The organism is Bacteroidota bacterium, assembly GCA_013696965.1.
Classification (GTDB): domain Bacteria; phylum Bacteroidota; class Bacteroidia; order JACCXN01; family JACCXN01; genus JACCXN01.
The window spans coordinates 22197-46459 of sequence record JACCXN010000042.1 but is presented as its reverse complement, the minus strand read 5'-3'; the positions used below and the strand labels follow the sequence as shown (position 1 = coordinate 46459).

The 24263-nt window shown below is 35.9% G+C and carries 12 protein-coding genes; 8 read left to right on the top strand and 4 right to left on the bottom strand.

Annotated elements, in window-relative coordinates; genetic code table 11:
- Positions 1–113: 113 nt before the first annotated feature.
- The 3 genes from H0V01_06875 to H0V01_06865 are packed head-to-tail and all read right to left on the bottom strand — an operon-like array spanning position 114 to position 2990.
- On the bottom strand, positions 114–1274 hold the full coding sequence (locus tag H0V01_06875) for a serine hydrolase (protein ID MBA2583094.1): 1161 nt from the start codon (positions 1272–1274) through the stop codon (positions 114–116).
- Positions 1275–1294: 20 nt separating this feature from the next.
- Entirely contained in the window at positions 1295–1999 is a 705-nt protein-coding gene (gene lipB / locus H0V01_06870) for a lipoyl(octanoyl) transferase LipB (protein ID MBA2583093.1), read from the bottom strand.
- Between the two features lie 7 nt (positions 2000–2006).
- Positions 2007–2990, bottom strand: a complete 984-nt coding sequence (locus tag H0V01_06865) for a bifunctional phosphoglucose/phosphomannose isomerase (GenBank protein MBA2583092.1) — start codon at positions 2988–2990, stop codon at positions 2007–2009.
- A gap of 349 nt (positions 2991–3339) precedes the next feature.
- Between H0V01_06865 and H0V01_06860 the strand changes: the two genes are divergently transcribed.
- From H0V01_06860 to H0V01_06850, 3 genes are all read left to right on the top strand, one after another.
- Entirely contained in the window at positions 3340–4665 is a 1326-nt protein-coding gene (locus tag H0V01_06860; protein MBA2583091.1) for a PhoH family protein, read from the top strand.
- 122 nt (positions 4666–4787) lie between these two features.
- Entirely contained in the window at positions 4788–6014 is a 1227-nt protein-coding gene (locus H0V01_06855; protein MBA2583090.1) for a gliding motility-associated C-terminal domain-containing protein, read from the top strand.
- Positions 6014–6964 (top strand): type IX secretion system membrane protein PorP/SprF, encoded by a 951-nt coding sequence (locus H0V01_06850; GenBank protein MBA2583089.1) that lies wholly within the window; start codon positions 6014–6016, stop codon positions 6962–6964. The genes H0V01_06855 and H0V01_06850 overlap by 1 nt, the downstream gene beginning before the upstream one ends.
- Here H0V01_06850 and H0V01_06845 read toward each other — a convergent pair.
- Complete coding sequence (locus H0V01_06845; protein MBA2583088.1) at positions 6961–7137, bottom strand: hypothetical protein; 177 nt, start codon at positions 7135–7137, stop codon at positions 6961–6963. The genes H0V01_06850 and H0V01_06845 overlap by 4 nt on opposite strands.
- Before the next feature lie 109 nt (positions 7138–7246).
- Between H0V01_06845 and H0V01_06840 the strand changes: the two genes are divergently transcribed.
- The 5 genes from H0V01_06840 (at position 7247) to H0V01_06820 (ending at position 24233) form a co-directional block, all read left to right on the top strand.
- On the top strand, positions 7247–7582 hold the full coding sequence (locus H0V01_06840; GenBank protein MBA2583087.1) for a hypothetical protein: 336 nt from the start codon (positions 7247–7249) through the stop codon (positions 7580–7582).
- Between the two features lie 67 nt (positions 7583–7649).
- Positions 7650–10043 carry a TonB-dependent receptor gene (locus H0V01_06835; GenBank protein ID MBA2583086.1) on the top strand — a complete coding sequence of 798 codons (2394 nt, stop codon included), beginning with the start codon at positions 7650–7652 and terminating at the stop codon, positions 10041–10043.
- Positions 10044–10285: 242 nt separating this feature from the next.
- A complete protein-coding gene (locus H0V01_06830) occupies positions 10286–20764 on the top strand; it encodes a gliding motility-associated C-terminal domain-containing protein (GenBank protein MBA2583085.1) in 10479 nt (3492 codons plus the stop codon).
- A gap of 4 nt (positions 20765–20768) precedes the next feature.
- Entirely contained in the window at positions 20769–21689 is a 921-nt protein-coding gene (locus tag H0V01_06825) for a type IX secretion system membrane protein PorP/SprF (protein MBA2583084.1), read from the top strand.
- Positions 21690–21845: 156 nt separating this feature from the next.
- The gene (locus H0V01_06820) at positions 21846–24233 is read left to right on the top strand and encodes a TonB-dependent receptor (GenBank protein ID MBA2583083.1); all 2388 of its coding nucleotides are present in this window, start codon (positions 21846–21848) and stop codon (positions 24231–24233) included.
- Positions 24234–24263: the final 30 nt, after the last annotated feature.

Genomic DNA, 24263 nt, shown 5'->3' with positions numbered 1-24263 from the left:
AAATGCGATAAAATTACATTCGTTAATTTAAAATATACAATGTAATCTATTAAATAACTTACTAATTCTACTTTTATTGAAAGAAGAATTTCTTTGGTAATGTATAGAAAATTTTAATTTTGGGCCTGTAAAGCCGCATCAATATATACAAATAAATCTGAGGGGTGGTTTCCCGGTAAAGTTACTTCTCTTTTATGTCCTAGCCTCACAATAATCATGTTCATTTGAGGAATACAAATAATATACTGGCCAAGAATTCCACGAGCATAAAATATTGGCATTTCCTTATATTTTACCAACCACCATTTTAAACCATAATTTTTGTTGCTGTTTCCTTGTTTATCAACCAATTTTGCAGGTATTATAGATTCAGCTACAAAAGTAGAGTCAACAATTTGTTTTCCATGCCAATTGCCCCAGTTTAAATACAATTTCCCGAGTCTTGCAAAATCACGTGCGTTTGAAATAAAGCAACAGTATGCTTTTTCAACGCCATTTTCAGAATCAAGATTCCAAAAAGCAGGATGTTCGGCACCCATGGGTTTCCATAATTTTTCTGAAGCGTAATCGCTTATTGTTTTACCTGTGGCCTCAGCTAGCACAAAAGCCAGAAGCTGGGTATCTCCGCTCAAATACCTGAATATGGTCCCAGGCTCTTCCAATGCATTGTATTTTAAAGTAAGGGATCGTAAATCTGTACCATAATAAGCCAGGGCAGGATAAGCAAATGGACTTTTGTAATCTTCATCAAAATCCATTCCTGCACTCATTGTTAATAAATGACGGATTTTTATTTTGGATTTTTTCCCCTCCTTAAATTCCGGCAAAAAATCTCCCACTGGTTGGTCAAGGCTTTTGATTTGACCTTCTTTTAAAGCCACTCCTGTTAATATTCCAACAATAGTTTTTGCCATTGAAAAAGAATTTGATTTCATGTCCTTATCAAATCCATCATAGTATTGTTCGAAATTTATTGAATCATCCCGGATCACTAGAAGAGATACAGTTTCCAAAGCTTCCATTTGCTCCTTTAGGCTTTCATCTATTTTGCCAGTGTTGTACTTTGTACTTAAATTCCACGGCTGGGGTGTTCCATTTTTTATTTCCCGGCTCGAAAAAATTCCATATTCTGTAATACTAGGTCCCGAGCGGCCTTTAAAATAAGTGTTGGCAATGGCTTTATACAAATGTGTATTACCCGAAACAAAAACCAGAACATTTGCAAGAGCAATTACAAGGAATACTACCGCCAATATTTTTTTCAGTGCTTTCATTAATTTCTTCTAAATACAATTTAATCAAAAAGGGCCATATGGAAAAGTGTTTCCAAATGTGATTTTAATTTATTTTTAACCTCAATGATATCAACATCTCCATTAAGTTCTTTTTTCATTGAGGTTACATCCTTATCCTTTATACCACAAGGAACAATCAGGTTGAAATAATCAAGGCTGGTGTTTACATTAAAGGCAAAACCATGCATGGTTACCCACCTGCTACATCTTACTCCCATGGCACAAATCTTCCTCGCTTTTTCAGGATTTTCTGGCTCAAGCCAAACGCCTGTATAGCCAGGAAAACGGCCAGCCTCTATTCCATATTCAGCAAGTGTTAGAATAATTGCTTCTTCAAGATAACGCAAGTACTTGTGAATATCTGTAAAAAAATTATCTAAATCAAGAATGGGGTAACCCACAAGTTGACCTGGACCATGATAAGTAATATCGCCCCCTCTGTTGATTTTATAATAAGTTGCATTTTTTTCTGCCAATCCCTTTTCATCAATAAGCAGATTGTCTACTGAGCCACTTTTTCCAAGGGTGAAAACATGGGGATGTTCACAAAATAGTAAGTAGCCGGGCGTTTTTTTTTGTTGTTCTGGAAGGAGTTCCCTGTTTTTTACTTTTTCTGAAATTATTTGTTGAAAAATTTTCTCCTGCAGGTCCCAGGCTTGCTTATAATCAATTAATCCAAGATCCCTGAATTCTACTCGCTGCATTTACACCTCAACTTTTTAATAACTCTGATTTCAATAGGTCGATAACTTTAACCTCTACTGCATCAATGCCTTTTAAATCTGCAAGGAAATAGGATATCCAATCTCCCAAATGAATCAGGTAAATGGCATGCTCTATATTGGATTCGCCCTTTGAAAATATTTCAATTATTGTAGAAGTATAACGTGCAATTATTTGTTTTGATATTTCAATTCTGTTTTGGTTCCTTATAAAGTCGGTGTTGTTTCTGAAAATTACAACAGCCATGTTCTCGTTTTTTTCTGTCCAGCCAACAAGTTCATTGTGGTTGAGTTCTGGAAAAACATGGTGCCAGCAAAGTACCTTCGCATTTTCATTGAGTTGTTGCCTAAATCGAATTGAAATGGCTTCTCCGGATGAAACAGAATATATAACAGGTAATTTATGTAAAAGTTTTGCAGCAACTGCCTTGGATTCTACAATAATTTGAGGTTTTTGATCAATGATTAATTCAATGGCTGCATTTAATTTTTCTTTAAAGGATGGACTTATGATTCCATAGAAAGAAAGAATATACATTAACTGGGTTAATGAATAACCAAGACATGTGCGTGGAGGATTTCCACCTGGAATTTTAATAAAATCAAGTTTGTTGTTAATTGCCATTTCTGCAATTGCTCCTCCTGAAGTAATGCAAACAATTTTTGCACTTTTCTTCATTGCCTCCTTCATACAAGAGATAGTTTCTTCAGTATTTCCGGAATAGGAAGAAATAATAACCAGAGTATTACTATTAACGAAGGCTGGTAGAAAATATTTATTGTTTACAGTAATTGGAACAGGACTTTCCTTTTCAAACAATTGTGATGCAATGCTTCCTCCAATCCCTGACCCCCCAAGTCCTGATATCACTATATTGGATATGGGTACTTTGGCCTTTGTTAAACTTGCACTTTCTCCTATCTTTATTGCTTCCCGGAGTTGTTGTGGAAAATTTGTTATTAGTTCGAACATCAGCAATGTTTTTTATTAAAGGCAGTAAAAATAAAAAAATAAAAGGAAATAGGCTAAAATCTTTATTTTCATTGCTAATTTGATTGGCAAATGAAAATCTGTGGCTTTTCAGAAATTCCTGATTTCACTATATTTGTTTATAGATACTATTTACAGCACAGTGAAAATTGAAAAATTAGTTTAGTCCAATGTTTTTATTGTTCCTTTTATTTCCTTTAACTTTGGTTCATAGATAGCCCAACATAAGGTTTGAATTTTTTAAACTCAAAAAACAAAATTCTATTTATTTTAAATCACCTAACAGTTATGTGAAAATATAGTTATTTTTAATCCCATATAGAATAAAGCCATGAAAAAGATCAGTAAAATTTTTGTTTTGGATACTTCTGTAATTCTATACGATCATAATTCTATTAAAAGTTTTAAAGAACATGATGTAGCAATACCCATAACAGTACTTGAAGAGCTTGATAATTTCAAAAAAGGGAATGATACAAAAAACTTTGAGGCCCGTGAATTTATTCGTTTTATTGATAAGATTTCAGGCCAAGGCACACTTCAGGACTGGATAAATTTTAAGGAAAAAGGATTAGGAAGGCTCAAAATAGTAATGAATGAGAATGCTTCCATTGATGCTCAAAAAGTTTTCGGAGAAAATAAGGCCGACCACAGGATTTTGAATGCCGCACTTTATCTTTCTGAACAATTTCCAGAAAAAAAAGTGATAATGGTAACCAAGGATATAAATTTAAGAATAAAGGCCAAATCGCTTAATTTAACTGCCGAAGATTATGAAACAGGAAAAATAAAGGCTCCAGAAGATCTTTATTCAGGTAAAACAATTATTGAAAAAACGCCTGAAAGCATAATTGATGAGGTGTATGAAAAGGGTTTCTGTGATTCAAATAAAATCATTAAGGGTGCTGTTTCAGCTAATCATTATTACATTTTAAAGAGTGACCAAAAATCTGTTCTGGCTTATTTTAATAGTTTAAGTGGCAATCTTGAAAGGGTAACTAAGAGTTCTGCTTTTGGTATTACCCCACGAAATGCGGAGCAAGCATTTGCAATGCATGCTATTTTAAACCCAAATGTAAAGTTGGTGACAATACAAGGTGTTGCAGGAACAGGGAAAACGCTGCTTTCCCTGGCAGGTGCCCTTGAACAGCGAAGGAACTACCTGCAAATTCATTTGGCAAGACCAATTGTGCCTTTAAGTAATAAGGACATAGGATATTTACCGGGAGATATTAAATCAAAATTAAACCCATATATGGAACCCTTGTGGGACAATCTGAAATTTATAAAGAACCAGTTTGGCGAAAAAGATAAAGAGCAGAAGAATATAAATGAAATGATTGAAAATGAAAAAATCGTAATTACTCCATTAGCTTATATCAGGGGTAGAAGCTTTTCCAATATTTTTTTCATTGTGGATGAGGCCCAAAATCTTACTCCTCATGAAATTAAAACCATTATTTCCAGGGCAGGAGAAAACACAAAAATAATATTCACGGGTGATGTTTTTCAAATAGATACACCTTATCTTGACACTCAAAGTAACGGGCTTTCATATTTAATAGATAGAATCAGGAATCAAGCTCTTTATGCTCATATTACACTCGAAAAAGGCGAAAGATCTGAACTAGCAAACCTGGCAAATGAATTTTTATAATTAATACTGATTAGTAGAAAATTGAAATAAGAATTAAACCCGTGATTTCATAATTTTTTCCTAATTATTTTGAAAATGTCTTTTGCAAAATATTTTTGTATTTTCACCCATATTTTATTTGAATGAAAAGACCTTTGCCATTACTTTTGTTTTTTGTGTTTTCTTTGTTTAGTCTGGTTCTAGCAGCTCAACCTGCCAACAATGAATGTTCGGGAGCCCAGCAAGTATGTTTCGGAGAAAGCCACAGTGCCAGTAATTCTAATGCAGGTGCTGATTCCTGGACCTCTGCCTGCCATAGCACCAACAATACAACATGGTATAAATTTACTACCAATCAAAAGGGTGGTAATGCTTCTGTAAAAGTTAATTCGGTTTGCGATGCAGGGACCCAGGTAAGCGGAACACTTATTTCTTCAGCTTCAGGTTGCAATCCTTCAAATTATACAGAACTTGATTGCAATAGTGGATCACAGGGAACATTTTCATTAAGTGGAACTTCTCTGAATCCACATACCACTTATTATTTGATAATTAATAGTGAAAATGCTGGATTGCCTTCTGCCTGCACTATTGAAATTAGTATTTCTGGAGATGCTGTAACATATTCAGCAGAAGCTGATATTGAGGATGCCACTTGTTTTCAAAAGAAAGGTGCTGTAAAAATTGATAGCATTAATATGGGGCCTGGCCCTTATACCTATTCCATGTTGGAGGGTACACCACAAAACAGCAATAGTTTTTCTGAGCTTAATGTTGGAAATCATACTGTTTCTGTTACAGATGCTTTTGGATGCAAACAAAAAGAAGAATTTTATGTTCAGGAACTTAATAATACACTTTTTGTTAATGCAGGAGAAGACAAAACAATAATTCAAGGAGGAAGTGTTCAACTGTTTGCAGATGGAAATGGGATCTTTTATTTGTGGAATCCTCCATCAGGATTAAATAGTTTTGAAACTCAATCTCCCATTGCCTCTCCTGGTGGAACAACTACATACACTACATATACTTACAGTGATGAACTTTGTAATGCACAGGATAAGGTTACTGTTTTTGTTTTGCCGCGCATTGTAATTCCAAATGCTTTTACTCCTAATGGAGATGGTGTAAATGATGTTTGGCAGATACATTTTATAAATTACTACCCTGATTGTGTTATTGATATATACAACCGATGGGGGCAAAAGGTTTTTAGATCAAAGGGGTATGAACAAAATGAGGAATGGGATGGATCAAGTTTGGGAGTGGAACTTCCTGCTTCCACATATTTTTATACTATAGATTTAAACGCAAAAACAGATGACAAATCAGCGGAAATATTCCGGGGATCAATAACAATTATCAAATAATGAGACAGACTGTATTTTTTATTTTTATAATTATTTTTGGTTTAGAATTTTTACATGCCCAGCAAACAAGACAATACACACAATATATGTTCAATCAATTTGGCCATAACCCAGCAGTAGCAGGAAGCAAGGAGTGTATTGATATTAGAACAGGGTATAGGTTACAATGGCTTGGATTTGAGGGAGCTCCTAAAATAGGTTACTTTAGTTTTCAAACCAGGATAAAGAATAAGAAAAAAATGCCTTCTCAACCCTACCATGGTGTTGGTTTTTATCTTGAAAAAGATCAAATAGGCCCATTTACTAAAACATATATTTATCCGGCATACGCCTATCATATCCCCTTAAATAATTACTATACTCTTTCTGCCGGGGCCTTTGCAGGATTACAACAATTTGTTTTTGACAATAATGTAACATTATTTAACCCTGTAGATAATGCAGTTGCTGGGTCTCAAAGTATTTTAGTCCTGCCTGATTTTACTGCAGGTTTATGGCTATATAGCAAAAATACATATGCAGGATTGGCAGCAGGCCAAATATACAATAAAAGGATAAAAGGCCCTGGTGGCCAAATAGGGAATGACAGTAAGATTGCCAGACATTATGTTTTTTCTGCAGGTCACAAATTGATCATTAATCGGGAATATTCCCTGATTCCGTCAACCATGGTAAAATTCATTCCTATGGCCCCTCCAGCAATTGATTTGAATTTAATTTGGGATTACAAGAATGTGTTTTCATTAGGATTTTCCTTGCGAAACAGGGATGCCTTAGCAGCATTAATAAGGCTGAAATTACTTCCATTCCTTGATATGGGATATTCATTCGATTATACAACTTCAAAAATCAGAACTGCAAGTTCTAATACCCATGAAATTATGATAGGAGTGTATTTATGCGGAAGGAAAGGAAAACAAAATGGAACCCTTTGTCCTGCTTATCATTAAAACCTGCCAGAAGGAAGCATTTCAATTATTTTGTCATAGGAGGCATTAACAACTAAAACCTGGTTGCTAAATAAACTGATTTGAGTCTGTGGGCCTTTGCGTTTCAAACCTCTTATAGATTCCTGGTCAATAAATACTTTCCCGATTTTCAACCAGATGATTATTTTATTCATAATTATTTTAATTACTGCTTAGTACGAAATGCAAAATAAAAGGTTAGAATTTTCTAAATAATTTTTGATTTAGTATTAATTTAGAAAAAGCTACCTTTGTAAAATAACAATGAAGGCAATAGCGGTAAAAACAACATTTTTATTTTTATTAGGTATGTGGATTTTTCTTCACTTACCTTTAAACTTATTGCATCATCACCAAGCAGTGTGTGAATCAGGAGAGCATAAAAAATCAAGCGGAACCTATCATTTGCATGAAATTGAAGAAGATTTTTGCTTTTTTTGCGATAGCTACTTTGTTAAAGAACTTGGCCTTTTATCTTTCCCTATTACTTTTTATTCATCCTTTTTCCATTTAGAGAATCAAATAGCAACTTCAATTTTTTTTAATTTCTTTTGCGGTATTGTTTCCGAAAGAGCTCCCCCTGCATACTCTTTTTTGTAATCCTCTTGTTTTTGTTGCCCATTTAAAAAAAGGGCAATGGTATTTTTAATTCCATTTACTTGAAGTTTTGAAAAAAGACCTTTCCTGCTCAATATACAGGTTAATTTTGTTGTCGTTTTTTTATGTGGCCCCTTTTGCACTTTCAGCCCAGGCTTTTTATTCCTTAAAGGGGACAATAAGAAATACTGAAAATGTTTTGTTGCCCGGAGCTACTGTATTTATCCATGAATTAAATATTGGTACCACTACGGACATTAGTGGAAATTACCAATTTTTAAAAATAAAACCGGGCTCCTATCATATGCATGTATATTATACTGGATATGAAACTGCAGTTTGGACCTTTAAAATTTCTGGTAATGAAAATATCGATATAATTTTAAAATCCACATCCCTTGAACTAAAAGCATTTGTAATTGAAGAAAGTACATTAAACATAGATGACCAGGAACGCTCGATGTCTGTTGAGGTAATTAACAGGGAATTTATTCAAAAAAATGCAGGTACAAGTTTTGCCCAAACGCTTGAAAAAATACCGGGAATTAATTCCATAAACCTTGGAACAGGAATATCCAAGCCTGTTATAAGGGGTATGGCTTTTAACAGGGTAGCTGTTGCTGAAAATGGAATAAAACAGGAAGGCCAGCAATGGGGTGCAGATCATGGACTTGAAATAGACCAGCATAACATTGATAGGGTTGAGATTTTAAAAGGACCAGCATCTCTCATTTATGGTTCAGATGCAATGGGTGGAGTAATAAACATCAGGCCTGCTATTGTGCCTCATGAAAACACTTTTACTTCATCCCTACTTTTAAAAGGGGCTTCGAATAATGATTTAATTGGAACTTCTGCAATGGTTGAAGGCAATAGAAAAGGCAATATTTTCAGATTTAGGTTGACTCATCAAAACTATGCTGATTACAAAATACCTGCTGATTCTTTTGTTTATAACAATTTTTTATTGCCTATAGAGGGCAAACGTTTAAAAAATACAGCTGGAGTGGAAAATAATTTTTCATCCACAATTGGTCTTCAGCGCAACTGGGGTCATTCAACCGTTACTTTTTCAGCGTTTGACCAACATGCAGGATTATTTCCCGGAGCTCATGGAACACCAAGAGCATTCAAACTTGCACACGATGGAGACTATAGGAATATTGAACTTCCTGCCCAGAAGACAAAGCATTTTAAAGTTATCTCCAACTCTAATTTGCTTGTTTTTAAAAATTGGTTGACTATTGATATGGGTTACCAACAGAATCATAGGCAAGAATTATCTGTTCCTTTTGCACATGGAAAAGGACCAACTCCAAATGGTGATGTAGAACTTGATTTATTGCTTCAAACATATACAGCGAACGTAAGGTACCAGGTGGAAAAATCAGAAAAATCAAATTTTGTTTTCGGCCTTTCAGGAAATTTCCAACAAAACAATAGAGGAGGTTTTCAGTTTTTGATTCCTGATTACACCTCCAAAAACATTGCAGGTTTTGTATTTCAAAAATTTAGAATGAATAAAGATCTGTTTTTTAATGCAGGATTAAGGTATGATCAAACAGTACTTCAAATTTATGAATATTTGGAACCTGTTTATGAAGACTCAGTATCGATTAGGAGCTATGTAAGAAGAAACAGTAATATTAACAGAAATTTCGGTAATTTTTCAGGAGGAATAGGACTTTCCTATAATCTTACTGAATTCTGGAATTTCAAATTAAATGTTGGAAGTAGTTTCAGATCTCCAACTACCAATGAACTTGCCTCAAATGGCATCCACCACGGAGCTTTCAGACATGAAATGGGAGATTCATCTTTAGGTTCTGAAAGAGGATATCAACTGGATCTAGGTTTAAGCCACCATAAAGGGGACTTCTTTTTTGCCCTAACTCCGTTTTTCTATTATTTTGATAATTATATTTTTTTAACACCTAGCGGTAGATTTTCAACTTTACCAGAAGGGGGACAAACTTATGTTTTTAGACAAACAAAAGCAATTACAACAGGAGGAGAGTTTAAAGCCGATTATCATTTAAATAAAGCAATGCATTTGGGGCTAACAGGAGAATATGTAATGGCTCACGATATTTTATTACACTTTCCACTTCCGTTTACACCTCCATTTTCAGTTGAAATAGAGGGGGAATATGAATTAGAAACAATTAATTCCAAGTTCAGAAACACTTTTTTTAATATAAATGCAAAAGCCTTTGCTGCACAAAATCAAACTGCACGCAATGAGTTGAAAACTCCAGGATATGTTTTGTTAAACGGTTCAATGGGAACATCTATTGATTTTAAGAAGCAGAAAATTCAATTCATTTTCTCGGTAAACAACTTGTCCAATAAAAAATATTTTAATCACCTCAGCCGGTACAGAATTTTAAATATTCCTGAACCAGGAAGAAATTTCAGGATAACAGTAGTGATTCCTTTTGAAGGCAAAATCAAGAAAAAGTAACATGTCTTTTTAATAATAACTGCATTTGTTTTAATAAAAAACATACTGAATAGCATTCTTCAAATGAAAAAAATGTTTTTTCTATAAGTACTTTACGCACAAATTATTATCTTCGTTGACAGTTTTGTTCTAGAATAGTTTTAAAAGGACTCTTTCTATTATTAAAAAACAGAGTGTATTGGAAACAAAACAAAGAAAGTTTTCGTAAAATCGCATTGATAAAAGTTTAATTCTTTTTTAATTTGAAAAAACAGCTACTAGCCCTAATAATCCTATCAAATTTAGTATTACTTTTTACAAATAATGCAACAGCTGCAGATCGATTTTGGGTAGAAGGATCTGGAAATTGGGATAATTCCCAACATTGGTCATCAAAATCAGGCGGAAAAGGGGGAATGTCAATTCCTACTGAGAATGATAACGTAATATTTGATGAAAATTCTTTTACAGTTTCTAATCAGCATGTATTTGTATCTGCAACTTCTGTTTGTAAAAATTTTTCCTGGAAACAAGGGACTCCTTATCCTTTTTTTGAAGGCCAATCCAATTTAAATATTCATGGATCATTTGAATTAAATCAAGAAGTTAATTTTTTATTTTCCGGGGATATTTTCTTTAAGTCAGAATCCAAAGGAAATACAATAAATACAAAGGATATATTACTTAATTCAAATGTTTTTTTTATTGGTAAAAAGGGTGAATGGAAACTTGAGGGTAATTTTTTCAATCAAAAATCTATTTACTTTGAAACAGGTTATTTTAGCTCAAACAATAATTTTATAAAGGCTAAAACAGTACAAATCAAGGGAAAAAAGGCAAATGTTGATTTTGGTAAATCAAAAATTATACTCGAACAAATTCCCATAGGGTTTAATGCAAAATCTGTTAACGTAAAGTTTCCCCCAGACTTTATTTACACCCAAAAAAATCAAACCCACAACAACGGTGCAAACTCTTTACTTCAAGTAGATAGCATTAAGTATACAATTATTTCTCCAAGCTGTAATAACTCTTCGGAAGGTCCTGCTACAAATGGATCAATTAACATAACAAATGTGTATGGGGCATGCGGAAATCTTGGTTTTGAATGGACTGGAGGCACTTTAGGCGCAGGCATTGCATATGGCAACCCATTAACTAATATTGGGCCGGGTAATTACCTTGTTTTGATTACTGATTCATGTGATATGAGTCAATTTCCTGCATTTATAACTGTTAATGCTCCAAATCCTCTTGCTGTTAACTTCGCTAAAAAAGTTCCTACCTGTTTTGGTTATTGTAATGGCTGGATTAATGTAACGCCCTTATCGGGGGCTGGAACCGCTCCTTATACATACTTATGGCTAGATGGACAAACCCAGAAATTAGATACCGCATTATGTGTAACACCATCTACATCCGTTACTGTTACCGATTTCAATGGTTGTTCCAAAACATTTCCTACAAGCCTTGTACAACCACAACTTTTAACTCCAAATATTACACCCACAAATATCTCTTGTTTTGGGTTTTGCAATGGTCAGGCATTAGCAAACCCATTAGGTGGAACCGGAACTATTAATGGACAACCAGCAACAGCTTCCCCTGGAGGTTATGATTATTTATGGGGAGGTTCACAAACTACTCCTGGAATTTCAAATCTTTGCCCTGGTTCTTATACGGTTACTGTTACAGATGATTCATTATGTGTAGGAATTCAAAGTATAACAATTACAGAGCCTGATCCTCTTGTTCTAAATCCTTTATCTTCAAATGTAACTTGTGGTGGTGCTTGTGATGGAGAAGCATCGGTGAGTCCAATTGGTGGAACAAGCCCCTATAATTTTGCCTGGACTGCAACCGTTCCTGGTGTTTTTTCAGGATCCGCTTTAACTAGCCTTTGCCCTGGGACTTATACTGTTATTGTGAGCGATAATAATGCATGTAATGATACAGTTGTTTTCGTTATTACCGAGCCGGCTCCCCTATTGTTGTCTATTAATGGAACCAATGTGATTTGCAATGGCAATTGTGATGGTTCCGCTTCCGGTACGCCAACGGGTGGTACCGGTCCTTTTAACATGGTTTGGACTAACAGTTCCAATATCGTTCTCTCAAATACTACTGGCCTGAACTCCTCAATAAATAATCTTTGTCCTGATACATATTCTCTTTCAGTTACGGATGCTCAAGGTTGTACTGTTAGTGGAAGTATTGACATAATTGAGCCTAGTATTTTAATCGCCAATGCCAGTTCTACTGATATTAGCTGTTTTGGTTCATGTGATGGTACAGCAAATGTTAATATTTCCGGTGGAACCCCAGGCTATACCTCAATTTGGTCTAATGCTGTTTCTGGCAGCCCAATAACAGCATTATGTGAAGGGCAATTTTCAGTTATTGTTACCGATCAAAACAATTGTCAGGTCTTTGATACTGTTTTTGTAAATGAACCAGCTTTGCTTACAGTTTTTGTAAATGATGATGATGTTAGTTGTTCAGGAGTTTGCGATGGTCAGTTAACAGCAAATGTTAGCGGGGGGACAGGAACTTATTTTTACAATTGGAGTAACTCTCAAACAACACAAACTGCCAGTAGCTTATGTATTAATACTTACAGCGTTATTGTTTCTGATAACAATGGTTGTACTGCTAGTGCCTCGGCAGAAGTAATAAACCCAACTACAATTGTTCCAAATGTTACTGTAAACAACATTACTTGTTTCGGTTTATGCAATGGAACTGCTACAGCAAATCCAAGTGGTGGTACTGGTCCCTATAGTTTTTTATGGAATATGATTCCAAACCAGATTGGACAAACTGCAATAAACCTTTGTGCTGGTGTTGCTTATACTGTTACTGTAACAGATGTATTTGGATGTTTTCAGCAACAAACAGTAACTTTAACGCAACCTCCAGTATTCAATTCAACAGCTGCCTTAGTGCAGGTTGATTGTTTTGGAAACTGCACTGGCTCAATAACATTATCACTTTCAGGAGCTACACCCCCATACAATGTTAGCTGGAATACTAATCCGGTTCAATCCGGAAACCAAGCCATTAATCTTTGTATGGGTTCATACACAGCAACCATTACAGATAATCTGGGATGTGTTTACATGCATACTGAAAATATTTCAGAGCCTGTAATAATGCAAGCTTCAGCAACTTTCACCAATGTAAATTGTTTTGGAATATGTGATGGAACTGCTACAGCTAATGCAACTGGAGGTTCTGGAGCATATTCTTATTCCTGGAATACAAATCCTCCTCAATTTACCCAATCAATATCCAATCTTTGTCCGGGACTTTACACTGTTATTATTTCAGATGCGAATGGATGTTTAGATTCAACAAACGTTACCATTACCCAGCCATTGGTACTAAATGCCAGTGTAACTAATGCCTCAGCAAGTTGTAATACAGTTTGTGACGGACAAGCTACTGTTAGCGTTGGAGGAGGAACTGCTCCCTATAGTTATCTTTGGAATACTCCAATTCCTCAAACTACACCAACTGCCATTTTCTTGTGTGTTGGTACTCATTCTGTAACGGTTACTGACTCAAAAGGATGTTCTATAGTATTGCAGGTACAGATTAGCCCATTGGTAAATATTACCATTAACAGTACCGGTACAGGTATAAGTTGTTTTGGTGCATGTGATGCTCAGGCTACTGCAACTGGTTTTGGGGGTTTAAATCCTTATACTTATAGTTGGAATACTCCAATTGTTCAAACAACTCAAACAGCTACCGGTATTTGCGCTGGACCGGTTACAGTTACAGTTACAGATGCCAATGGATGTTCACATTCTGCTGATACTGTTTTCATTAATCCTCCAGTACTTACATTAAATTTTTCCAATGTTGTAGATGCCATTTGTGGCTCAACCTGTAATGGTAGTGCTTTTGCAAATGCAGCCGGAGGAAGTGGAACTTTAGCTTATGAATGGAATAGCACTCCCATTCAAGCTACAGCATCAGCTAACAATTTATGCTCAGGTTACCAGGTGGTTACAATTACAGATCAAAATGCTTGTTCGATTGTTGATAGTGTTTTTATTGATGCCCCTATGTTAATAGATCCAGCACCAAACATTACCAATGCAACATGTGGAAATACGGATGGGGAAATTTTATTAAATACTTCTGGAGGAACTCCTTCCTATTCCTATTTATGGAGTAATGGCCAAACAGGAAATCCTGCTACAAACCTTGCTGCTGCTGTTTATTGGGTTCAAATTACAGACAATGTTTCTTGTATTGATACTTTCTTTATAATTGTTAATTCTGTTTCTGGTCCACAAATTACCTCTTCCACAACGCCAGCCAGTTGCAATGGTGTTTGTGATGGTACAGCCTCTGTGGTTGCTAATAGTGGTTTAGCACCTTATACCTATAGCTGGTTTTCAGGGCCAACCACTGAACTGGTGAGTAATTTGTGTGCTGGAGTTCAATTTGTTACTGTTACAGATGCAAACCTTTGTGTAACCAGTGTTTCTGATACTGTAAACCAGCCCAATCAAATTGTGGGTAATCCAATTGTAACCAATGTTAGCTGTAATGGATTTTGCAACGGATCTGTTTTTTTAAGTCCTTCGGGCGGTAATGGCGGGCCCTATACATTTTTATGGTCCAATGGTTCCACAAATCCTTTCAGGTCAAATCTTTGTCCTGGTAATTATCCTGTTTCTATTACAGATATTAATGGTTGTTCTGTTAACCTTACAATAAATGTTGGGGCGGCTACTATGATAAATCCTAACCCCCTAAGTACAAACATAAATTGTAATGGCTCGTGTAATGGACTTGCAAATGTAAATCCATCAGGAGGGCAAGCGCCTTATTCCTTTTCTTGGTTTCCAACAGGACCTAATGGTCCTTCAAATACAGGTTTGTGTCCTGGTTCATATCAAGTTACAATTACTGATGCAAATGGTTGTAATGTAAATCAAATATTCACTATCACTGAACCTGCTGGATTAGCTGGAAACATTTCTAAAACTGATTTAAATTGTTTTGAAAACTGCAATGGAACCGCTTCAGTAACAGCAACAGGTGGTTCTGGTATCTATACATATTTCTGGCTGTCAACAGGACAAACTACTTCTTCTATCGCTAATCTTTGTAAAGGAAATTATTCAGTAAGCATTTGCGATTCGCTTTCCCCCGGTTGCTGTATAACATTAAACATAAATATTACTGAGCCTGATTTATTAACACTCAATGCCACAGGTACAGATTTGTTATGTAATAGTGTTTGTTCAGGTACACTCAATGCAGTGGCTTCCGGAGGAACAGGTCCATATAATTATTCATGGTTGCCCTTAGGATTATCTGGCTCTGCTCAAAGTGGAATTTGCGCAGGTAATTATACTGTAACTGTATCAGATGCAAATGGTTGTGCCAGCAATGCTTCTGTGGTTATAGCTCAACCTTCTGCTATACTTTTAAATCAATCCTCTACTAATGCTTCATGTTTTGGAATTTGTGATGGTACAGCTTCCGTAAGTCCAATAGGTGGTACTGGTTCATATACCTATTTGTGGACTCCTGATGGACAATCAACCTCCTCCATTGCAGGTTTATGCTCCGATTCTTATAATGTTCAAGTAACAGATATTAATGGCTGTGTTGCAACTCAAAGTTTCAACATTACAGAACCTCTTGAAATTACTGCTACATCAACGTCTAACATAGCCACATGTGGAATTTGCGATGGAAGCGCAACAGTTTTCCCGGTGGGTGGTGTAGGTGGCCCCTTTACATTTTTATGGGATGATCCAGCTCAACAAACAACAGCTACTGCAACTAATCTTTGTGCTGGCTTATATAATGTAACAATCACTGATGCTTCTTTATGTTCAATTCTTTTTTCTGTTGCAGTAAGCAATAACGGAGGCCCTTTAACCTCACATGTTTTTACTGATGCACTTTGCTTTGGAGCATGCAACGGAACAGCAACTGTTACTGCTTCTGGGCCAAATAATCCTTTTTCTTATAATTGGACTCCTGGCTCAAATACTTCACCTTCTGCAATAAATTTATGTGCTGGAATTCATTTTGTACAAGTTGCAGATACACTAGGATGTATTACTTTTGAGACAATCACTATTGGAGAACCCGAGCCTGTTCAGGGTAATCCCATTATAAATAATGTTAGCTGTCAAGGTGTATGTGATGGAGCAATCCTTCTTAATACATCGGGTGGAAATGGAAGTTACAATTATACCTGGTCAGGAGGCCTAAGCAATAGTGCTTCTCAATCTGGTTTGTGTATTGGGACTTATACTGTTCAAATAGAAGATGGAAATAATTGCATAGGAAATGAATCTATTTTAATTCAGGTTCCTGGCCCTCTTCAAGTTAGTGGAACCAATACAAATGTTTCCTGCAACGGGTATATGAATGGTACAGCAACAGTAAATATTACCGGAGGAACATCCCCTTATTCTGTTACATGGTCAACTGGTCCTGTGGTTATTACATCGGGAATAGCTACTGTTTCTGGTTTAGCTCCCGGGACCTATTCTGCACAAGTTGTTGATGCAAACGGATGTAATGGAGCCTTTTCCTATACAATTACAGAACCCTCTATTATTACTGTAAATTCAACTATAACTCAAATTACCTGCAATGGTTCATGCAACGGTAGTATTTCAATTGTAAATTCAGGAGGAACAGGGCCTTATACAATTAACTGGTCAACCGGATTTTCAGGAAATACCCTAAGTAATCTGTGCCCTGGATTATATAATGTAACTGTTACAGATGCTAGTGGTTGTTCAAGAGTAAGTAGTTTTAATATTACTCAGCCAAATATACTTACTGCTTCGGCCGGAGGGTCAAATGTTAGTTGTTATGGAGCTTGTAATGGAACAGGTTTAATTACCCCAACAGGAGGCACTGCACCCTATTTTTACCTTTGGTCTCCTGGGGGTTATACATCTGAAAATCCATCTGGTTTATGTGCAGGTAATTATTCAATTATTGTTACAGATGCAAATGGTTGCAATTATAATACAGCACTTACCTTAACGCAACCAGCTGCCATTACCGATAATTTTACCGTTACCAGCCCCCCTTGCAATATTTGTAATGGAGAAGCCACAGTTAGCCCATTAGGGGGAAGTGGTGCTCCTTATGATATAAGCTGGAGTAATTCAGATATAGGAAATACAGCAGTAAATTTATGTGCTGGTTTATACACAGTTAATATAACTGATAATTCCGGTTGTATGCAAAACTTTACGGTTCCTGTAAGTAATGAAAATGGACCTGTTGTTATTGCTACCTCAAATAATGCCAGTTGCAATACAAACTGTGATGGTAGTTCTACCCTTTCTGTTTCCGGTGGAACTCCCGGCTATACTTATTCATGGACATCCAACCCTAGCACTTCAGAGAATGCAATAGGATTATGTGCAGGAACTTATTATGCAACTGTAACAGATATTGTTGGTTGCATAACAATTAATACAGTTATTATTTCAGAATCAACAATAATTCAAGCGAATGCTTCCTCCATATCTGCTGATTGTGGAGTATGTGATGGATCAGCAGGAGTAAACCCTATTGGTGGTGTAGGTCCTTACAGTTATATATGGAGTAACAATGAAACTTCATCGTCCATTGCAGGTCTTTGTGCAGGCTTATATTCAGTGCTTATTACTGATGCAAATGGATGTTCTATAACAGAAAATATTGCTGTAACTAATTCTAATGGTCCAACAGGGGCTTCTCAAACAACAACTAATGTTTCTTGTTATGGATCATTGGATGGGGGAGTCACAATATTTCCATCTGGAGGAACAACACCTTATTATTATTCATGGACTCCGGGAGGTTATACATCAAACACAATTTCTAATGCTTCTGCTGGTGTTTATAATGTTCAGGTAATGGATGCAAATAGTTGCATAATGAATGTTACTGTTACTATAAATGGACCTTCTGAAATTATAGCTAATCCCAGTTTTATAGAACCTGATTGTGGTGATACAAATGGAGAAATTACCTTAACCCCAACAGGAGGAGCAGCACCATATACATATCTTTGGGCAATTGGTGGCCAATCTACTCCTACTATTACAGGCTTAGGAGCAGCTTTATATCCGGTTACAATTACAGATGCGATGAGTTGTTCAAAAAATGACACAATTGCCCTTAGTAATACGAATGGTCCAGTATTGGTTATTTCATCTTCTAATACTACATGTAACGGAAGTTGCAACGGTTCTGCCTCTGTTGCTGTTAGCAATGGCTCAGGTGATTATTCAATTGTTTGGAGTAATGGAATTGCATCAAATAGTATTTCATCACTTTGTCCAGGAAACTATATTGTAACTGTAACCGATAATGTTTTGGGATGTATAAGTTTTGCAACGGCTACCATTACACAACCTGCTTCAATTATTTTTGGATTTTCTTCAACTACCGGTGTTTCTTGTGAATCAGGTTGCGATGGAACTGCAGTAGTTTTTCCTACAGGGGGAATTCTTCCTTATAGTTACAGCTGGAATTTTGGTTCGCAAATTACACAAACAGCAACAGGGTTATGTGTAGGAAGCAATATTGTTTCTGTTACTGATGCTAATGGATGTACTGCCGGACAAACGGTAGTAATAAACACTAAACCCCCAATACTTATAACAGCTTCAACTACAAATGCAAACTGCGGGGAATGTGATGGATCAGCTGTTATTGATGTGTCAGGTGGAACTGGCCCTTATACCTATTTATGGTCAAATAATAATACAACAATTACTTCTATAGACTTATGTTCTGGGGTTTATTCTGTTCAAGTAACAGATGCCATTGGTTGTTCAGAATCAATAAATGTAAATATCAGTGATAACGGTGGACCAACGGGCGAAAACAGTAATGTAACTGATGTAAGTTGTTTTGGTTTATCTGATGGTTCAGCGGTTGTAAACCCTGTGGGAGGTGTTTCTCCTTATAGCTATTTATGGATTCCAGGTGCACAAACAACAAATACAATAAGCGCTGCATCAGCAGGAAATTATTCACTGGAAATTACTGATGCAAATGGATGTAAGCGTGTTGCCTCTGTTGATATTTTACAACCATCTCAAATTAGTGTAAATAGTTTCATAACCAATAGTTCTTGTACTGTGTGTAATGGCTCTATAAATCTGATTGTGTCTGGCGGAGCGGGTGGATATACTTATAATTGGACATCAGGAGGACAAACAACATCTTCGCTTACAGGCCTATGTGCTGGTTTATATAATGTAATTATTTCAGATGCTAATGGTTGCTCTGAATCTTTGAATATTGCTGTATCCAATACAAATGGCCCTACTGCAAGTATAACTTCCACGGCTGTAAATTGCTTCGGTGTTTGCGATGGATCTGCTACGGTTTTGGCTAGCGGAGGCTCCGGAACCTATAATTATTTGTGGACTCCGGGAGCTTTCAATGCTTCAACTGCGATTAACCTTTGTGCAGGAACTTATTTTGTAGAGGTTCAGGATGCTGTGTCAGGTTGTATAACATTTATGTCAACTTCATTGACAAATCCTAATCAATTATCCTTAAGTTCTCCCAATGTTATAAATGTAAGCTGTGGTGGAATCTGTGATGGACAGGCAACAATAATTGCAAGCGGCGGGGTTTTGCCATACAGCTACAATTGGGGGTCAGGATCTAACACTAATCTTTGTGCAGGTTCTTATCCTGTAACAGTTACAGATTTTAACGGTTGCACAGCATCACAAAATTTAACCATTAATGAACCTGTTCCAATTGTAATTAATTTAACCACAATTATTGACCCTACTTGTAGTAATGTGAATAATGGTTCTATCAATGTAACAATTACAGGAGGCTCTACCCCTTATATATTTGAATGGGGTGGAAGTTCAAACTCTACATTAGAAGATATCAATGATCTTTTTGAAGGTTCATATTCTCTTTCAGTTACCGATCAGATGGGTTGTAAAAAAGATACACTTATAATGCTTAACCCTTTATTGCAAGTCTCTGCCCTTGCATTATCAGATACTACATATTGTGTTGGTAGGGGGCCGGTATTTTTAACAGGAAGGGGAGGAAGCACTTTTACCTGGTATACCTTGCCTGATAGGATCCAAGTAAGTAAGGATAGCATTTTCCAGGTTAATCCTTCAGCTGGTGTTCATCAATATTTACTTGCTGCGGAAGTTGGTCAGTGCGTTGCTTTTGATACAGTAACTGTAACAGTAAATGCATCTCCTGAGGTAAATGCTGGATTAGATGCCTCGATTATTGCCGGAACCAGTTTAACAATTGGTGGCTCTCCGACCTCTTCACCAGGAAACACTTATTTATGGAGTCCATCTGAAAGTCTTGATAATGCTCTTATTGCAAATCCATCTGTTACTCCTGCAAATTCAGCAATTTATCATATAACTGTAACTGATCAGAATGGTTGCGTCAGTAATGATTCGGTTTTGGTAAGTGTAATACCTAAAATTATTGTTACAAATGGAATTACTCCTAATGGTGATGGATTAAATGATACCTGGATAATTGATAACATTCAATTCTTCCCGGAATCAATAGTTGAGGTTTACAATCGATGGGGTGAAATGCTGTTTCGTTCAAATCCTGGTTATACAAATCCATGGAATGGAACTTACAATGGGGGAGGAGTTCCTGTTGGAACTTACTATTATGTTATTAATCTTCACGATGACCGATTTGAACCATTAACAGGTCCAATCACAATAATGAGATAAACTTATGCTGAAAAAATTATTATTTATTCTTATTCCTGTAATGTTTGCTTCGGTTGTGCTAAAAGCACAACAAATACAGCATTATAGTCAGTACTTCCTAAATGATTTTGCAATTAATCCGGCAGTGGCAGGAACAGATGGCCATTTTAATATCCGATTAAACAACAGAAGCCAATGGGTTGGTATTACTGATTCACCAAGAACATTCACCCTTAGCATGAATTCACCCATTAAAGAAAAAAACATGGGTGTTGGAGCCACTGTATTTACTGATATTACCGGACCAACCAGAAGAATTGGAGCAAATTTTTCATATTCATACCATTTACGAATTGCGGAAAAAACTAAATTGGCAATGGGTTTATCTGCAGGAGTGCTCCAATTTGCAATTGATGGGTCTAAAATAACAGTAAGAGATCAAGGAGACAACTATTTTTCATCTGGAGTACAATCTGTTGTGGTACCTGATTTTGGTTTTGGAGTTCATTTATACCACGATAAATATTTTGTTGGTATTTCTACTCCTCAAATTACTCAAAACAAACTTAAATTTTTTGCCAATAATGAAAACCGTGCTAGACTTGAAAGCCACTATTTTCTAACAGCAGGATATAAATTTGATGCAGGGGAAAATTTTCAAATACAACCCATGTTGTTGGTTAAATATGTGGAGCCTGTTCCTGTTCAATTTGATATTAGTGCAAGAGTTATTTACCAGGAAAAAGTATGGGTTGGCGCAACCTTTAGAACCAGGGATGCCGTTTCTGCGATGATAGGATTTATTTATCAGGATAACCTTTTATTTGGTTATGCTTATGATTATACAATTTCCGGCCTTCAGAAATATAGTTCTGGAACGCATGAAATAATGTTAGGCATTCGTTTTGGAGAATCCACTAATTCTTCATCTCCTTCCATTCAATAATAATTTCCGGAACATTGGTATTGCTTTCAAATTGCTATTTGTGGCCATGGTTTAATAATTTAACTTTCTACTGTTAATACTTATTGGTGGTAACATTTTATCGTTTTTTTATTCGTTTTTTTACAAGGTTTTTTTTCATTTTTTCAAAAAAGAAGTATGCAAAAGTTTGTACTATTTATCCTTGGATTTTTTTGTGTCATTCAACTTTCAGCCCAAGACTTTAAACAGGTTATCAGGGGAAGTGTGATTGATAAGGAATCAAAATCGCCCTTACCAGGAGCTTCGGTAATACTTACAAGTGATACTGTAAGTTTAAGAGGTGTAACAACTGATGCTAACGGTTTTTTCAGAATTGAGCAAGTACCACTGGGAAGACAAGACTTGAAAATAACGTTCATTGGTTATAAACCACTTTATTTGAATGGAATAACAATTACTTCAGGTAAAGAAGTAATTGTTACCGTAGAGCTTGAAGAATCTATTACTTCTATTGCTGCAGTTGAGATATCAGCTACAAGAAAAGACCAGGCAATAAATGAAATGGCAGTAGTAAGTGCAAGGACTTTTTCCATTGAAGAAACTGACAGGTATGCAGGAAGCAGGGGTGATCCTGCCCGTATGGCTTCAAATTTCGCTGGAGTTCAGGGTGCAAATGATGCACGTAATGATATTGTAGTTCGCGGAAATGCACCAATGGGTGTGTTATGGAGACTAGAAGGTATTGATATTCCAAACCCTAATCATTTTGCAATTTCAGGTACATCAGGTGGTCCTGTAAGTATTTTAAATAATAAGGTATTAAGTAATTCAGATTTCCTGACTAGTGCTTTTCCTGCAGAATATGGAAACAGTGTAGCTGGTATATTTGATGTTAAAATGAAAAATGGAAACAATGAAAAACATGAATTTACCGGACAGTTCGGTTTTTTAGGCACTGAGCTTACTGCCGAAGGGCCAATTTCAAAGGAAAAGAGATCCTCTTACCTTTTCAACTATAGATATTCTACTTTAAAATTGTTCGAAGCGCTTAATGTTTCTATTGGAACCTCGGCTGTTCCTATGTATCAGGATGCGGCCTTTAAATTAAATTTTCCAACAAAAAAAGGCAATCTTTCATTTTTCGGAATTGGTGGCAAAAGCAGCATTGATATTATTCTTAGCAAACAAGTTGAGTCAACAGAAGAATTGTATGGAAGTAAGGACAGAGATCAATATTTTGGCACTTCCATGGGCGTTTCAGGAGCTTCATACACACATTATATAAATCCTACCGCATACACTAAACTTACCGTGTCGGGTTCTTATGCCGAATCACATTCTTTACATAATTTAATAAGGCGCGATTCTTCTTATTCTGTTACTTCACTTAATCCTATTTTAGTTTATAAATCAGAAGAAACAAAACTTACAGCTGCCTATTTTTTGAATAAAAAAGTGAGCAGCAGGCACACAATTAAACCCGGGTTTTTAATCAACAGGTATCAGTTTAATATGAGTGACAGTATTTTTAATAACACCCAACAACAATTTGTTACCCGGCTTGATCATACTGGTAGTGCCTTGTTGATTCAGCCTTATATTCAATGGAAGGTTAAAATTACAGATGATCTTGAGTTCATCTCCGGAATACATGCTCAGTATTTTTCTTTAAACAGAAGTTCATCTATTGAACCCAGAGGAGGATTAAAATGGAGGCTAAAGGAAAATCATGCTTTGGGATTGGGGGCCGGAATGCATAGTCAGTTGCAACCTACCTATATTTATTTTGCTCAGTCAATTGACATGCAGGGTAATGTTATCCAACACAATAAAGGACTTGATTTTACGCGAAGTGCCCATTATGTACTTTCCTATGATTATAATATGGCCAGAAATTTAAGATTCAAAACTGAAATTTATTATCAGCAGCTTTATAATATACCTGTGGAATTTCAACCTTCTGCTTACACTATTCTTAACCAAGGGGCTAGTTTTACCAGGCTTTTTCCGGATAGTTTACAAAATACAGGAACAGGAAAAAATCAAGGAATTGAATTCACTCTCGAACGTTTTTTTAGCAAATCTTATTTCTTTCTAATTACCACCTCCTTTTACCAATCAAAATATAAAGGAAGCGATGGAATCGAAAGAAATACTGATTACAATGGTAGATTTGCAACGAACATTTTAGCCGGCAGGGAAATTAAAACCGGGAAAAAAACCAATCTTGGAATTAGCACAAAAATAACATGGGCTGGAGGCAGAAGATATACTCCAATTGATATAAATGCATCCTCTCTTGCCAATGAAGCTGTTTATATAACCGATCAAACAAATAGCTTACAATTTAAGGATTATTTCAGAACCGATTTGAGGATCAATTATAAAATTAACAGCAGAAAAATAGCGCATGAAATTGCAATAGATTTTGTTAATGTTTCCAACTCCAAAAATATTTTAGCGCTTTCCTATGCACCCAATCCAAACAACCCAACAGTTAATCCCTTACGCGAGGAATACCAGCTTGGATTTTTACCCTTGTTTTATTACAAGATCGATTTTTAAAGTATAAATTTTACAGGAAATTTTATTTTT

Bases quoted from the DNA above. Each gene is read 5' to 3' on its own strand.
- H0V01_06875 (MBA2583094.1), bottom strand. From the start codon at position 1,274: ATGAAAGCACTGAAAAAAATATTGGCGGTAGTATTCCTTGTAATTGCT.
- lipB (MBA2583093.1), bottom strand. From the start codon at position 1,999: ATGCAGCGAGTAGAATTCAGGGATCTTGGATTAATTGATTATAAGCAA.
- H0V01_06865 (MBA2583092.1), bottom strand. From the start codon at position 2,990: ATGTTCGAACTAATAACAAATTTTCCACAACAACTCCGGGAAGCAATA.
- H0V01_06860 (MBA2583091.1), top strand. From the start codon at position 3,340: ATGAAAAAGATCAGTAAAATTTTTGTTTTGGATACTTCTGTAATTCTA.
- H0V01_06855 (MBA2583090.1), top strand. From the start codon at position 4,788: ATGAAAAGACCTTTGCCATTACTTTTGTTTTTTGTGTTTTCTTTGTTT.
- H0V01_06850 (MBA2583089.1), top strand. From the start codon at position 6,014: ATGAGACAGACTGTATTTTTTATTTTTATAATTATTTTTGGTTTAGAA.
- H0V01_06845 (MBA2583088.1), bottom strand. From the start codon at position 7,137: ATGAATAAAATAATCATCTGGTTGAAAATCGGGAAAGTATTTATTGAC.
- H0V01_06840 (MBA2583087.1), top strand. From the start codon at position 7,247: ATGAAGGCAATAGCGGTAAAAACAACATTTTTATTTTTATTAGGTATG.
- H0V01_06825 (MBA2583084.1), top strand. From the start codon at position 20,769: ATGCTGAAAAAATTATTATTTATTCTTATTCCTGTAATGTTTGCTTCG.
- H0V01_06820 (MBA2583083.1), top strand. From the start codon at position 21,846: ATGCAAAAGTTTGTACTATTTATCCTTGGATTTTTTTGTGTCATTCAA.